The 16,143-nt window shown below is 30.8% G+C and carries 15 protein-coding genes; 3 read left to right on the plus strand and 12 right to left on the minus strand.

All coding sequences use genetic code 11. The features are described 5' to 3' along the window. Positions 1-90: 90 nt before the first annotated feature. Complete coding sequence (locus FYJ33_RS02965) at positions 91-486, plus strand: PH domain-containing protein (RefSeq protein WP_154530286.1); 396 nt, start codon at positions 91-93, stop codon at positions 484-486. A gap of 327 nt (positions 487-813) precedes the next feature. On the opposite strand, the gene FYJ33_RS02970 is transcribed toward FYJ33_RS02965, so the two are convergent. The 5 genes from FYJ33_RS02970 to FYJ33_RS02990 form a co-directional block, all read right to left on the minus strand. After that, positions 814-1,848, minus strand: coding sequence for a ribonucleotide-diphosphate reductase subunit beta (locus FYJ33_RS02970; protein ID WP_154530287.1), 1,035 nt, complete (start codon positions 1,846-1,848; stop codon positions 814-816). 22 nt (positions 1,849-1,870) lie between these two features. Then, complete coding sequence (locus FYJ33_RS02975; protein ID WP_154530288.1) at positions 1,871-4,102, minus strand: ribonucleoside-diphosphate reductase subunit alpha; 2,232 nt, start codon at positions 4,100-4,102, stop codon at positions 1,871-1,873. A gap of 231 nt (positions 4,103-4,333) precedes the next feature. Beyond that, positions 4,334-6,178, minus strand: coding sequence for a sensor histidine kinase (locus tag FYJ33_RS02980; RefSeq protein WP_235900754.1), 1,845 nt, complete (start codon positions 6,176-6,178; stop codon positions 4,334-4,336). Then, on the minus strand, positions 6,156-6,839 hold the full coding sequence (locus FYJ33_RS02985) for a response regulator transcription factor (protein WP_154530289.1): 684 nt from the start codon (positions 6,837-6,839) through the stop codon (positions 6,156-6,158). The genes FYJ33_RS02980 and FYJ33_RS02985 overlap by 23 nt, the downstream gene beginning before the upstream one ends. A gap of 103 nt (positions 6,840-6,942) precedes the next feature. Continuing rightward, complete coding sequence (locus tag FYJ33_RS02990) at positions 6,943-7,641, minus strand: tetratricopeptide repeat protein (RefSeq protein WP_154530290.1); 699 nt, start codon at positions 7,639-7,641, stop codon at positions 6,943-6,945. 275 nt (positions 7,642-7,916) lie between these two features. On the opposite strand from FYJ33_RS02990, the gene FYJ33_RS02995 reads away from it, so the two are divergent. Both FYJ33_RS02995 and FYJ33_RS03000 read left to right on the plus strand, forming a co-directional pair. After that, on the plus strand, positions 7,917-8,777 hold the full coding sequence (locus FYJ33_RS02995; RefSeq protein ID WP_154530291.1) for a YitT family protein: 861 nt from the start codon (positions 7,917-7,919) through the stop codon (positions 8,775-8,777). 239 nt (positions 8,778-9,016) lie between these two features. Beyond that, positions 9,017-9,763, plus strand: coding sequence for a hypothetical protein (locus tag FYJ33_RS03000; RefSeq protein ID WP_154530292.1), 747 nt, complete (start codon positions 9,017-9,019; stop codon positions 9,761-9,763). 26 nt (positions 9,764-9,789) lie between these two features. Here FYJ33_RS03000 and cwlD read toward each other — a convergent pair whose 3' ends face one another. From cwlD to FYJ33_RS03030, 7 genes are all read right to left on the minus strand, one after another. Continuing rightward, positions 9,790-10,485: an N-acetylmuramoyl-L-alanine amidase CwlD gene (gene cwlD / locus FYJ33_RS03005; RefSeq protein WP_154530293.1), complete on the minus strand. Its 696-nt coding sequence runs from the start codon at positions 10,483-10,485 to the stop codon at positions 9,790-9,792. 139 nt (positions 10,486-10,624) lie between these two features. Then, on the minus strand, positions 10,625-12,247 hold the full coding sequence (locus tag FYJ33_RS03010; RefSeq protein ID WP_154530294.1) for a Na/Pi cotransporter family protein: 1,623 nt from the start codon (positions 12,245-12,247) through the stop codon (positions 10,625-10,627). Between the two features lie 432 nt (positions 12,248-12,679). After that, complete coding sequence (locus tag FYJ33_RS16605) at positions 12,680-12,814, minus strand: hypothetical protein (protein ID WP_268891437.1); 135 nt, start codon at positions 12,812-12,814, stop codon at positions 12,680-12,682. Between the two features lie 12 nt (positions 12,815-12,826). Then, a complete protein-coding gene (locus FYJ33_RS03015) occupies positions 12,827-13,705 on the minus strand; it encodes an aminoglycoside 6-adenylyltransferase (RefSeq protein ID WP_328598644.1) in 879 nt (292 codons plus the stop codon). A gap of 265 nt (positions 13,706-13,970) precedes the next feature. Further along, entirely contained in the window at positions 13,971-14,468 is a 498-nt protein-coding gene (locus tag FYJ33_RS03020; protein ID WP_154530295.1) for a GNAT family N-acetyltransferase, read from the minus strand. A gap of 71 nt (positions 14,469-14,539) precedes the next feature. After that, a complete protein-coding gene (locus FYJ33_RS03025; RefSeq protein ID WP_154530296.1) occupies positions 14,540-15,436 on the minus strand; it encodes a GNAT family N-acetyltransferase in 897 nt (298 codons plus the stop codon). Between the two features lie 32 nt (positions 15,437-15,468). After that, positions 15,469-16,122: a class I SAM-dependent DNA methyltransferase gene (locus tag FYJ33_RS03030; protein WP_154530297.1), complete on the minus strand. Its 654-nt coding sequence runs from the start codon at positions 16,120-16,122 to the stop codon at positions 15,469-15,471. Positions 16,123-16,143: the final 21 nt, after the last annotated feature.

Here is a 16,143-nt window from a genome sequence, read left to right on the forward strand (position 1 = left end):
TCTATATTACTCAGATTAAATTTTAATTAATTTGCATTTTTATTCCATAATATTATAAAATATAACAAAAGAACTTAGGAGGTTTTTTACATGTCACGATTATGGGAAGCAAAATCACAACACTTTGGATTACCACTATCTTTCACAAAATATTATGTAGAAGATGGAATATTATTCATGCAGAAGGGACTGTTCAGCACAGACTTGGAACAGGTAAGATTATATAGAGTTGTAGATTTAAGTTTAAGAAAAAACTTATTAGATAGAATATTTGGTCAGGGAACTATTATTGTCAGTTCCAAGGATAAAACTATGCCTACTCTTGAATTATTACGAATACCTCATGCTGAAGAAGTATTAAGATCATTAAACAAATGGACAGAAGAAGAACGTAGACGAGCAGGATATAAAACTAGAGAAATCATTCGAGACAACGACGATTCAGAAACTGACGAATACGATGATGATGATAAAAATTATGATTGATACATTAGAAATGAAACACTAAAACTATAATATATCTTGAAGAATGATCATTGATCAATGATCGATGACCAATGAAGGATTGAACTCCTACGGAGTTCCTAAAAGAGGATAATCCCTCTTTAAAACTCTCCTTAATTATCAATTATATAATCACTAGGTGGAATTGCGTTGAGCAATCACACAGGAGTCTTGGAGGGTCTCCCTCCATCATGATCAAAATTCGTGAGCTCGCGAATGAATTTTTTCCTCAATTTTAAATTTTAAAATCTAAATTCTAAATTACACTGAAAAAGACAGCTTCACAAAAAGCTGTCTCTTTTAATCATTCTATAAATCATCTACTAATACTGCTGCTTTAGCGTAAGCTGTTGATCTTGCTTCAAAGAAATCTGTCTTTACTGAGTTTGCATCTGCATGGATATCTACCCATTCAGCTGGATTTCTGTCATATCCTTCGTATACTGGTTCAAAGCCTATACCTTTAAGTCTTATGTTTCCAAGGTATTTTATATAACTTTCAATCATATTTTCGTTGATTCCCTGAATTCTGTTACCTATTACGTAACGTCCCCATTCGATTTCATGTTCAACACCAGTCTTTATCATTTCTACAAGTTCAGCCTTAAATTCTTCTGTAAATAGTTCAGGCTGTTCCTTCTGAATTTCTCTGATTATGTTTCTGAATAACCATAAGTGAGTATTTTCATCTCTGTTTATGTATCTTATTTCCTGAGCTGATCCAGGCATCTTACCGTTTCTTTCAAGATTGTAGAAGAACATAAAACCTGAATAGAAGTATACACCTTCTAATATATAGTTAGCCATAATACTTCTTAAAAGATTTTCAGTTGTAGGATTCTCTATAAAAGTATTGTACTGATCTCCAATAAATTTGTTTCTTTCTAATAAAACTTTGTCGTCTTTCCACTGATATAATATCTCGTTTCTCTTTTCAGGCGAGCATATTGAATCAAGCATATAGCTATAACTCTGAGAATGCACAGCTTCCTGGAAAGCCTGAATAGTAAGACAAAGGTTAATCTCACTAGCTGTTATGTAGTTATTTATATTTCCAAGGTTCGCAGTCTGTATTGAATCAAGAAAGATTAAGAATGATAGTATTTTATCATATGCTGTTCTTTCCTCTTCTGTAAGCTTTGAATAATCCTTAAGATCCTGTGAAAGATTTATTTCTTCAGGAATCCAGAAGTTATTCATTGCCTGTCTGTACCAGTCTGAAGCCCAAGTATATTTCATATTGTTAAAGTCATTAAGGTTTGTTGTATTACCATTAATAACTTTCTTTTTAGAAATTTCTATATCTCCATTTTCATTAAAAAGCGGTTTTCTATTTACGTTCATAGCTGCTTCTCCTTTAATCTTTCTATGCAGAGCAACCTTCACAGTCACTTACTGTAAGAGATTTTGATCTCACATAATATATACTTTTAACCTTATTTTCACAAGCTGCTATATAAAGATTCATTATCTGTCTCATCGTATAATTTGTAGTTATGTATAAGTTAAAAGACTGTCCCTGATCGATGTGTCTTTGCCTTATTCCGTTAATCTTTACACACCATTCTTGATCTATGTTATAAGCTGAATTATAATACCAATAATTATCCATAGATAAATTAGGTGCTGTTTTAGGTGTCATGCTTCCCTTCTTTTCTTCCATCCAAAATCTTGCTATAATTGGATCAACACCTTCTGAAGTACCAGCTATTGTTGCTGTTGAACCATTTGGTGCCACAGCAAAAAGATATCCATTTCTCATACCTTTAAGCTTAATTTCACTTTCAAGCTCAAGCCATTCCTGAGAATCATAGTTCCTTAAGGCAAAATATCTTCCTGTATCCCAATCTGAACCTTCAAAATAATCATAAGCTCCCTTTTCTTCTGCTATCTTCATAGAAGCTTTTATTGCATAATAATTTATCTTCTCATATACCTTATCTGCAAATTCTGCATGCTTTTCGTCTGTAAAATGAATCTTGTTGTTTACAAGCATATGATGATATCCGCTTGTTCCAAGTCCTATTGCTCTGTATTTCTTGTTAGTTATTTCAGCAAATTTAACAGCATAGTAATTAAGATCAATTACATTGTCCATAGCTCTTATCTGAGTCTCAACAACATATTCAAGTTCCTTATCATTAGTTACATCTACATTTCCAAGAACTATTGATGAAAGGTTACATACAACAAAATCACCAGGCTCAGTCTTTTCAACTATTATTTTGTCTCCATCTTTAGTTTCTATAACAGCATCTTCAATTTTCATAGAGCTCATATTCTGCATTATTTCAGTACATAAATTAGATGAATATATCATACCTTTATGTTTATTAGGATTCATTTCATTTACTGTATCTCTATAGAATGCAAATGGAGTTCCTGTTTCTGCAGCACTCTTTATGATAAGTCTAACTATATCCTTAACTGACATAACTCTTTTTTCTATTCTGTCATCATTTACACAGTCATAGTACTTTTCTTCCCACTCTTTTCCGTAAAAATCTTCAAGACTGTATCCCTTAACCTGTCTTATTTCATGTGGACACATCATGTACCAATTTGCATCTATATCTTCTTTAGCAAGCTTCCAGAAAAGATTAGGGTAACAAAGTCCAGGGAATACGTCATGTGCCTTCTTTCTATCGTCACCATTATTTGTTCTAATTTGTAAGAATTCAGGTAAATCTTTATGCCAAGCATCAAGCCATACAGCTACACTTCCGTTTCTTACTCCAAGCTGGTCAACTGCAACTGCTGTATCATTGAAAAGCTTAATCCATGGAATAATTCCAGCTGATGCTCCCTTAAAGCCTCTTATGCTTGATCCAAGAGCTCTTACCTTTCCAAAGTAGATTCCCATTCCACCGCCAAACTTTGATACCTTAGCAAAATTATCCAATGATTTATATATTCCTGAAAGGCTATCGTCTACAGTATCTATAAAGCATGAGCTAAGCTGATATAATGGCTTTCTGGCATTAGACATTGTTGGTGTTGCCATAGTAGCTTTAAGAGAACTTAAAACATCATAAAATCTCTTTGCAAAATAGACTCTCTTCTCTTTCTTTTCAGGTATTGCAAGATGCATAGCTATTCCCATAAACATTTGCTGAGGAAGCTCAAGCACTTTTCTATCAAAGTTCTGTACTAGATATCTGCTATGAAGAAGTTTAATACCACTATACGTGAACAAAGCATCCCTCTCTGGCTTAATTTCTTTTTCAAGCTCATCTATTTCCTCTTTAGTATAATTCTCTAATATGTATTTTCCGTATAACCCCTTATCAGTAAGATCAACTATAAAGTCATATAATCCTCTATATAAATCTGCATCTTCACATAAGTTTCTATTTTTTCTTACTTCCATATACATCTTATAAACGTAAAGCTTTGCTGCAGCTTCAAGCCATTTTGGTTCTGTTTCAGTAGTAAGCTCTAAGAATATCTGAATCATAGAATTAAGAGTCTCTTCGTCACTAGCATTATCCCTCTTAATGTTTTCATAAGATTCATAAAACTTATCTTTTATATATAGGCCTTCATTATCTTTTATATCTAAAATAGCACTTTCGCATAATCCTAATAATCTGTCCATGTTACCCCTCCATACAAGATATCGTATATTGCATAATCTTATCACAATATGTGGGGCAGTTCAATGAAAATAATTGCTAACAAATAACGTCTTTCGCATGGTTACAAGAGAACTACAAGATAAAAATTTTTTGTACATTAAAATCAAACAGATTAGTGGATAACGAATAACTAATAACGAACAGATAAAAATAAGCATCTCATGCTTTGACTCGCATGAGATGCTTATTTTTTAGAAATTTTTATTTAAATATATGAAAACTTTAAACATGTCTCCTTCAATATCAACTTTCATTCTTCCACAATGTAGTTCTACTATAGATTTTGCAATAGCCATGCCAAGTCCTGAACCTTCTATTTTTGAAGTTCTTGCTTTATCTCCTCTTGCAAATCTTTCGAATACCTCATCAGAAGTAAAATTCATTTCATAACATGATACATTTTTAAATGAAATGATTATGTTAGTTAGATTCTCACTAATATCAATATATATTCTTGTATCCTTCATGGCATATTTATATGCATTAATAATTAGGTTTTCAAAGACTCTCGACATCTTTTCGCCATCAATATTCATATGTAGCCTTTCAAATTTAGAAGTAACTTTAACCTCCAAATTCTTTTCACTGTACAAAGTTGATGATTCTCCCACACACTGATTCAAAAGTTCCACAAGATCAAGTGAAACCTTATTTAGATGAATCTTGCCTGATGATAATTTTGATACTTCAAAAAGATCAAAAATAAGATTCTTAAGCCTAGTAGTCTTTCTGTCTAGTATATCAAGATATTGTTTTCTCTCATCATCAGTAATCTTACGAGTCTTAAGTATATTTACATAATTAATTATGCTTGTTAGTGGTGTCTTAAGATCATGAGATACATTTGTAATCAGTTCAGTCTTCAAACGTTCACTTTTTAAGCTTTCATTTAAAGCCCTGTCATAACCTTCATTTATATTCTTAAGTTTATTGTAAATTCTCTTGTATCCGAATCCAGTTCTTCTTTTGAATCTTTCAAAATCTCCACTTTCAATATCATCTATGGCTGTTTCTACATTTATAATAACGATATTATAAATCAGCACAATTATAGATGAAGCTATAAGTATATCAATGAATGATGATTGAACTGAAAAAACAGCTTTTAATAATATTAGAATAATTATTACAGCGATATTTGTATTAAAAATCACCGCATATCTTTTCTGATACTTATATAGCTGTATGTAAAGATTGCACACATAGAAACATTTATCTATAACATAATCCTGTCTAAGCTGCCCTGCTACTCCTTTAATCCCAAACTTAAATAAACTAAATATAAACTTACTCAATATACAAATTAAGCATACAGTTACACCTACTAAAATAATTATTTCAGATGTAAGCTGACTCTTTTTAATAAGCAGTACACTACCCTTATTCTTTTCTTTAAACATTATTGCTTTGTAATCAGGATTATCCAGCTTTACTGTTCTACAATAAAAATTGTCATCGATACTGTTCATATTATTTAGGATAGCAATCTTCTGACTATCAAGCTGTCTTGTAAAAGTTAAAATATGATACTGTTCATCAGTCATATTTCCATTTGCAAATGCTCTCTGATTTTCTGACTCTATAATCGGGAAATAATTTCTACATATCTTTGAAAGCACACCATTTTCATTTGAAACAATTATGTTATCTCTCTTATCTATTATAAGTATACCTGGCATTTCTTTGTATGAATTCTGTAGCCCATTAATAAGCTTAATCTTATTTAAAGGCTTGGAAAGATCATTTACATCATCAAGTACTGATTTAACAGAAATCTCTCCCTTATCAAACTGTTCAGATGCTTTTTTATAATTAATATTTTCCTGCATACCTTCTATCTCTTCATAAGATGATACAGCTAACTTTTGGAATAATTCATATTTATTAATTTTTAAATCTTTCTGTGCACTGACAAGAATACCGTCTACTCTCTGCATTACCCATGTAAATGCCCATATGGTAAATATAAGTGCTATTACGTCTAATAAAGTAATTTTTGAAAATATTCTTATCTTACTTGTCGATTTTGTATCCAACACCCCACACCACCTTTATATATTCGGGCTCCTTAGTGTTAATTTCTATTTTTTCTCTTATCCTTCTAATATGAACTGTTACAGTATTATCACTTTTATAAATTGGCTCTCCCCATATCTTTTCATATATTTCTTCAATAGAAAAAACCTTTCCCGGATTCTGGGCAAGAAGCTCAATTATCTTAAATTCAGTGGCAGTAAGCTTTACTTCTTCTCCACGTACTTCAACTCTTTTTAAATCTTTGTAAATAACAAGATCTCTTATGCTTATCACATTACCGTTATTTTCAGAAAGAGGCTTTTCATATCTTCTTAGCTGTGACTTAACTCTTGCAACAAGTTCAAGATAATTAAAAGGCTTTGTCACATAGTCATCAGCACCTATATTAAGTCCTAAAATCTTATCGCTATCTTCACCTTTTGCTGAAAGCATTATTATAGGAATATTATTCTTCTCTCTTATCTTCATGCATGTTCTTATTCCATCAAGTTTTGGCATCATTATATCAAGTATGATTACATGTATTTCATGTTCATTAAGTATATCCAAGGCTTCAATACCATCTCCAGCCTTATATACCTTATAGTTTTCTCCTCTTAAATATATTTCAATGGCATCTCTTATTTCTTTTTCATCATCAACTACTAATATTGAGTACATATATATCTCCCCCTATCTTATATAATACATAATAAAAATAACAAAAGTCGCATTTATAAATTAAGAATTAATTAATTTATTTGGAGTTTTAATGAAACTACACTTACTTAAGCAGTCTGCTAAATCTTTCATCTCCTCTTACAGGATCAAAATCATGTTCATCTTTTGCAGTTTCCTTAACCTTAGGATCCACTTCTATTGCTTTCTTAAAATACTTCACAGTATTCTCAATGTCTCCACGTCTTCCATAAATACTTGCAATGCCATAATATGACCATACATATTTCTCAACTTTCAGATTCTTATTATACCACTCAATTGCTTCATCATAGTAACCTAATAGTTCATAGGCAAGCCCTTTATTAAACATGGCATATCCATAATCGCTCTTAAGCTGAAGTGATCTATCAAGATCTTTCATTCCCTCATCAAGAGTCCTGCTTTTAAATATCTTGGTTATGCCAAGCACATTATATGCAATATAATTATCAGGGTCTTCCTTGATAACTTCTTCTGCAAGTTTTATAGCATCATCATATTTTCTAGCATAAAATAATGCATCCGCCTGACCTGCTTTCTGATCTAGCTGCTGCTGTTTTTTCTTTTTTTCTTCAATTTCTATTTTAATTTTTTTCTGATCTTCTTTTTCCTGTTTCTGTTGCTGTTCTATCTTAGCCTGCATTATCTGCTTTTCTTTTTTATTATTTATTCCTGCCGTAATAATTATCACTATAGCCACAACTGCACATACTGCTAATACTGTAGACTTGACTTTTCTACTTCCAGGAAGCTTTATTCTCATCTAATCATCTCCCAATCTTATCTAAACTCTAACACTAATTGTAAAATATGATACTTACTATGTCTACATGGTTTTTAACTTATTACTATAGTTTTGCATAATTATTGCCCATTATCTAAAACTATTATTATTAGCAGCAGATAATAATAGCATGAATTTTGCAAGAAATCTTGTAAAAAATGCTTTTTATGATTGAAATCTATTTACTTTGAATTTATTTACTATATAATTATTTTGGAAGTTATTTTTAAAAAACTAATTTAAAGGGTGATATTATGAATTATCTAAAAAGCAAAAGGGACTATTTATTAGACATATTTATCATTATTCTTGGTGCGTTTATAGCATCGATTGGTGTAAATTTATTTTTAAGTCATGCAAAACTTCTTAGTGGTGGTGCAACAGGTGTAGGACTTATCATTCAATATATGACAGGCTTTCAGGCAGGTTTCTCAGTATTCCTTATCAACCTTCCTCTATTTATAGTAAGCTACTTTAAACTGAACAAGAAGTTCACAATCTACTCAGCTATAGGAATGGTTGCTTTATCATTATCACTTGTAGTAACATCTCCTATATCTCATGTTTTAAATATTAATAATGATTTACTTTTATATTGTATATATGGTAGAGTTTTCTGTGGATTGGGATACGGACTTATATTTTCTAGGAATGGATCTACAGGTGGTACTGACATAATTACAATGCTGATAAGACAGAAATACTCAAGCTTTAATATAGGCAGCGTAGGCTTTTCATTAAATCTTATAATAGTAAGTATAGGTGCTTTCTTATTTGGCCTTCCTAAAGCTTTATACACATTAATATCAATGTTCATTCAGGGCTTTGTGCTTGATAGGGTAATAAGAGGTGTCAGCCATAAAAACCTTCTTTTCATTATTACAGAAAAAGAAGATGCTGTTATCGATTATGTAATGAATAATCTTCATAGAGGCATCACATCACTTGCAGCTGAAGGAGAATATACACATAGTAAAAGAAGAATGCTTTACTGTATCCTTACTCCTAGACAGATGATTGAACTTAAAAGAACAATTCATTTAATTGATCCAAAGGCCTTTGTAACTGTTGTAGATGTATCTGAAGTAAGAGGCAAGGGATTTGCCAATATCTAAAAGAAATATGAAAATAGAATGAATACTATATTTAGGATAGAATCAGTTCGCAATGCGTACTGATTCTTTTTTTATGGAGGTTTTAACTTTAAAACTCTGTTATTTAATCTCTAAAGATTTTTAAGAACATATTAATGTACTACTTTATATAAATTAATTCTAAGATATAGACTGTTATCATAATTTAATAATTTGCAACATAATAATTAAATATATTAAAAATATTGCAGGAGTATTCAATGAAAGAGTTAAGTTCACGTAAAGTATATCTTGTAATTTTATATACCTTAATAATAATATTATTATTTTTAATCTGTTATGATATCTTCATCTTTATAACTAAAAAGTACTCAAATAAAGTTCCTTTTAATGCTATACGTGTTTCGCCAATCACTGGTGAACATATTTTAGTAAGCAATACTAAATTTCCTTTAATCGAAATAAATTATGACAATGGCAATTTTGATAATTTATCTTATATAAAATATGCTGACATTACTGTTGAAAAATTCAATTCTTCTAATAATATGATTGACTACACTGCTTATCTATATGATAAACAGATAAGGACTTCCGACAATATAAAATCAATAAGGTCTATTTCTACTGGTTCTTTTCCAAAGCTTAGCTTTGATAATAAAACTTGTATAAATAAAAATGAATTAAAGAAAGTTGATGATATCAATATAAAATACAATGATAACTTGAGCACTTCATTTTCTTACAGTAATAATCACTATAAAAAATCAGATACATTATCACCTGACTACGCAAATATAGTAGTTGAATATGTACCTGATAATACTGATATAAACCATATATATGATGCTCCATTTTCAGGCCTTCTTTTCTCAAATGGATTCTGTTCATCATTTAAATACAATGGAAAGCAGTGCATATTTGATGACAAGAATCATATTTCATTTGCTGAAGGCAAAACATATTGGATTATACTCCCAAAAGGAGCTTCACTAAAAACAAATTAAATTTTAACTTTATTCCCTAGGAAATATTAATTTTCTAGGGATTTATTCTTTTTTATATAAGTATCTATTCCTTTATTGACAGCTTCTGCAATTTTTTGCTGATATTCATCGCTTTTAAGCTTTTGTTCTTCTTCATAGTTAGACATAAAACCACACTCAACTATGACACATGCACATTTCTTTTCGCCTCTTAATATCTTATACATATTTTTAGCTGGTTTAGCCAGTCTATTGTTAGATGGATCTACTTCATCTTTTAATGTACTCTGAAGTATATCAGCAAGAATTTTACTATCCGCATTTTCTGCATGCCATACCTGTGCACCTTTATACTTTTCTTGAGGAAACATGTTCTGATGTATACTTACAAATACAACACAATTTGTTTCTTCCTGCATCTTAGCCCTCTTAGTAAGATCCTGAACCTTTTTCTCATGTATACTCTTACCAAGATCATACAACCCAGTATCACTGTCTCTTGTCATTACAACATTATAATTATTCTTTTTAAGCTCATCCCTCAGCTTTAAGGCAATCTTTAAATTTATATCCTTTTCATGTGTACCATCCTTTGCTACAGCACCACCATCAACTCCTCCATGACCAGCATCAACAAGAATAGTCAATTTACTGTTTTCCTGGGCATATACAGATTCTGTAGGTACAAAAACTAATACAGCACACATAACTAAAATCAACATAAATACTTTTTTATTTGTCATATCTTTCTCCTCCAAAAACAATACTATTTTTAGTATGTTCTTCTTTTGAAAAATCATGTATGAATTATAGTATATGCATTCCAATTCTCTTATCTATAAAAAAAGCACCGTTTGCTATAAACAAACAGTGCTTTTTTTATTAGTTGTTTTCTATGACGCTTCCTGCAATATTTTCAGCATGGTCACTTATTCTTTCGAAATTGCTTAGAAGATCGATGAATAATGTTCCTGCATATGCATTACATTCTCCATTATTTAATCTCTTTATATGATTATCTCTGTATTCCCTTTCAAGAGTATCAACTCTTACTTCAACTGCAAATATTGAATCTGCTTTCTTTGGATCTCTTGTTTCATAACTTTCAATTGCTATGTTAACAGATGTAAGAGTGTATTTGAACATATTATCAATTTCTTTAAGTGCCTGATCTGAATAACGAACATTCTTTACTATCTTTTCAGTAGTAAGGTCTGCTACATTTTCTGCATGATCTCCTATTCTTTCAATATCATTAATAACATGATACGTTGCACCAACTATGCTTCTTTCTTTTTCTGACAAATCACACTTAGAAAGCTTTATCAGATACTCTGTAATTGATTCTTCAAGGATATTGATTGTCTTTTCATTCTCATAAACTTTTTCTACAAGAGTATTATCATTTGTCTTGAATGCTTCTACTGCCATTTCAAGATTTTTTCTTGCTATGTTTGCCATTCTTATAGTTTCTTTTATTACCTGTCCTGCTGCAATTACAGGAGTCTGTAATAATCTGTTTTCAATAAACTTAGGACCCTTCTTATCTATTTCATCATGTCCTGGTATTATTTTATTTACTACATAAATTAAATACTTAGTTAATGGCAGTAATAAAATTGTATTTGAAATATTAAATATCGTATGTACATTTGCTATTTGTCTCTTAACTGATTCTGGATCAGTTCCAGGAACTATATACTGTACTATTCCAGCAAGCTGTCCTCTAAATGGAATAAATATAAATGCTCCTAATGTGTTGAAGAATAAATGTATAAGCGCAGCCTTATGAGCTGTTTTATTTGTTCCTATACTTGCAAGCATAGCTGTAATACATGTTCCTATATTGCATCCAAATAGAACAGGTATTGCGATACCTACATTTATATGACCAGTTGCTGTTAAAGCAATAAGTATACCTGTTGTAGCCGATGAACTCTGAAGAACTGCTGTTAATGCAAGTCCTGCCAACATTCCAAGAATCCAATTATCACCGATAGCTACAATTATATTTGTAAACTGTGGGGAATTTGTCAGTGGCTTCATTGAATCTGACATTAAACCCATTCCCATGAATAATATACCAAATCCAAGAATTATGTTTCCAAACTCTTTCCTCTTTTTTCCTTTAGCTGAAAGTACAATTACTGTACCTACACCAACAAAAATTGGGGCTACTGCATCTAAATTAAAAGCAACTAATTGTGCTGTTATAGTAGTACCAATATTAGCACCCATGATAATTCCTGCTGCCTGAGTTAAATTCATCAAGCCTGCATTTACAAATCCTACGACCATTACTGTTGTAGCACTTGAACTTTGAATAACTGCTGTAACTATAGCACCAACAAGTACTGCTGATACTGGATTTGAAGTTACTTTTTCTAATATGTTTTTAAGCTTATCTCCAGCTGAGTTTTCAAGACCATCTCCCATAAGGTTCATACCATATAAGAAAAGTCCAAGACCGCCTATTAATTGAATAATTATTTTAGTAGCTTCCAAACCTATCTTTCCTCCACATATAAGTTTTTTTCTTATCACAGTTAATTATTTTACTCTATAGTTAATGTTTTGTTAAGATAACAAACATTTTTTTAACCTAATCTTAATATAGATATTTTTTTATTTTATATACATATCTAGAATTTTTCGTGCAATTATAATACTACCATAAAAACAATAAAATAGAAACAATATATAATATTACTTTACAGTATAATATTTTTCCAAATATATTAACACTATAATTAATTATATATTTAATCATCAAGAACAGCAATTGACATTTTATCCAATTAATGCTTTTCCCAAGATAAGTATATCTTAATATAGTTGACTCAAATAAATTTAATTTCTAAAAATAGAACAATTACCAATAAAATAATCGATACCTTATTCATCTTCATTACTGCTACATACTCTCTTATAAATGCACTAAAGGTTATCATAAAATATAAAACTACTGTCATAACACCGCAAAACACCATTCCTAAATCTTCTAGGTTCAATTAATATTGATATCAAAGTTATTGCAGTCATTATTATGCTTATAACAATAAAAAAGTTCATTTATATCTCCAATTAATATATATCCTCTGCATCTTTTGGAAGCTGTCTTACATGTTTTAAATATCCCATGCAGTTTTCAGCTTCTTTAATATTACATTCATAGCCTAGCCCCTTACTCACTTCATTCATGTTGTATATGAACAAGCTGCACATCTTCATTACAGCATTCCAAATATCATCAACATCTGCAGAAGAATATGTTTCAAGGAACTTGTTCCATTCATTCTCAGAAAGATATCTGTACATATACTTTCCTGACTTACCTATGCTACATTTAAAGTCATTATTTATACCTATTTTCCAAGAAAGAAGTTTAACCAGCTGAGGACGTACACAATAATTAAGCATGTCCATTGCATATGTTGGTTCTTCTCTCCATAATCCTTTTGCCACATTATCAAGACACCACCAGAATTCATTGCAAATTGCTAAAAACTCTTTTTGTGTTGGTCTCTTCACATAATGATCCTCATCAGAAGCCTTTGGAATATCAGGAAGAATTCCTTCTTTATCAAGAAGCACTATACAAAGCTTATCCTTTAACACTTCCTGTTCTGCATATTTTAATGTAACAACATGAAGATCAAGCCTATTTCCATCAGCAAACTGCATCAGCCATCCATAACACTCCTGCTTATTAGTTTCATCTTCATAATATGGATTTTCATCTGGATACTGCATAAAAAGCCTTTCTCCAAATCTATCAATCCACTTTTTATCATCAATAAAAGGCTTTGTACTATCAACCACATACACAATATCATAATCCTGAAAAATATCTTTAACAGCATTAGAATTAGTTCTAGATCCATTCATATAAACAGCCTTAATTCTATCATCACTCTTAGCAGTATTAAGAATTAAATCCATCATTTCTTTTTCTTTTCTCACTATAACATCCCCTTAAATCTATTAATTACTATTATAAATTAAAATTCAGCTGTTAAACACAATGTCAAACGTCATAGGCATAAAGTAAAGAAATAATTCATGTGACAAGCGCATGAATTATTAATTGTAATGGCAACTTTGCCTCCAAACCTTTTCAATATGCAATCACAGAGTTTTGGAGTGTAACCTCCATTTTGAAACTCCCTTGGAGTTTCATCCTTACTTTGTGCTTTTGACCTTTGACGTATGACTTGTGAGTTTTGACCTATTTTATATAATATGTATCTAGCTGCAGCTCTTTGCCGCTTTCTGTTACTATGTCTTCATGTTCCCCTTTAACTGCGCCTAGTTTTTCTGCTAATCTCTGACTTGCAGTGTTTCTGCTGTCAGCTTCATAGATAAAGCTTTCTATTGTATAGTTTGCTTTAAGATAATCTATGAATGATTTTATTGCTTCATAAGCATAGCCTTTATTCTGATGTCTTTTAGCAATCCATACTCCAAGTTCAGGAGTATCAGTATCAAGCCCATGGGCCTCTACATCTCCAACAAATGATTCATCCTCTGCATCTAGTAATATAAAAATCATGCTTGTGCGTTCCTGATTAAGCTTAATGAACCAGTTAAAAAACTTTTCTGCATCATCTCTGCTTTTAAATGAATCAGGATACTGGTATCTTGTTATATCTTCACTGAACTCCTCATAATACTGATCAAGATATTCGTAGCTTAACGGTACAAATTTTAATCTTTCTGTGTTCATTTGTTTCCTCCAAATAATAAAATATTGTCTATATTATAATGTAGAATACATAGATAACAAATATTTTTTAATTAAGCATGTGATGTTGTTGGGAACATCAGCTTTTCATCATCAAATATTGATTCGCCACATTTGTTTATAAATAATGTTGTATCCTCTTCATGATGTTCTTCACATATCATGCCTTCATTATCTTTTGGTGTAAATCCTAAATATACAGGACACTTATGACCTTGCGCTATAATGTTAAGCACATCTTTTATATCAGCATCAGTCTGTCCTAATATATCATGGCACCATATTTTATCATCTTCATATTCAACAACAGCCACTAAATCGTAACCCTTAATATAATATACATTTTCCTTCATGCAGTCCATTGCATAAAATGATAATATAGCATAATTTCCCGTCATATATAATTTTGAAAAGCTGTTTCCTTCTTTGTCTTTATCTATTACAAGCTGTATATTCTTTTCATCATTCATATCAAGTTTTTGATATTCCTTTGCTACTGATGATGGATTCATATACTTATAATGATACTCTTCCTTTTTAATAAATCCAAATTTGGGATAAAAATCGAGTACACTATCATTAGCAAATAGATATACTGCATCACATTTATCTTTCCACTCATCTACAATGCTTTCAATAAGATATCTGCTAAGCCCTCTTTTTCTGTATTTCTTATCAGTCATCACTGTACCTAACTGTATGTAAAATCTTTTCTCACCATTATGATAAAAAGTTATCTTATTTACAGAAACATTGGCACATATTTCATCATTCATATATAACACATGAGGTTCATATTCTCCCCCTACTCTATTAAATGATATGCCGAAGCTTTTATTGGCTAGTTTATTAAAGCTATCAAACAGATTCTTATTATCTCCTATATTGTTTGAAAAAATGTACTTTTCTCCGCCTATAATTACTTCCGTATTATTTTCTGCTAATCCCATACTATCTTTCTCACCTCATTAATTCCATTAAATTATGCTTTAGCAAAATAATGTGCATACCCTTCTGACTTGTTTTGTTTAAGAAGTTTAAAACCATTATTCACTAAACATGCTTTAACAAATTCTTCTGTAGGATAATAGTGATATCCTTCTAATGCTACTTCACCATACTTTACTGGTAGATTAATCTTAACTGCTTCATTAAATTTATCTTTTATAACTTCCTCATCTTCTAATTCAACGGTAAAGTATAAAATTCCATTTTCTTTTAATGATTTCTTAAAGTTACCTATAACAAGCTCCCAATCTTCAGGGAATATATTTTCCATTGCATCCATACAAATTACAGCATCAAATTTATTTTCAAATGAAATCTCCTGCATACCTAGCAGTTTAACATTAACATCTTGATACTTCTTCTTTGCTGTTTCAAGCATTTTTTCTGATTGATCTATTCCTGTGATTATAGTATCGTATTTTTTCATGATTGAAAAATATTTTCCTGTACCACAAGCTGCATCAAGTATGTCTGGACATTTAGGTAAAGTTTTCAAAAGACTTTCTAGATTTTCTTTATGTACTGATTCTATTCTCCCCCAATTCAAATCATAATCTTTTGAAAATATTTCATTGTACCTTTGCACAGCCATATTCCTCTTGTATGCAATAAATTCTTTCCTATCCATGTATACCTCTCCCTATAACTA

This window comes from Inconstantimicrobium porci (assembly GCF_009696465.1).
GTDB classification, from domain to species: Bacteria; Bacillota; Clostridia; order Clostridiales; family Clostridiaceae; genus Inconstantimicrobium; species Inconstantimicrobium porci.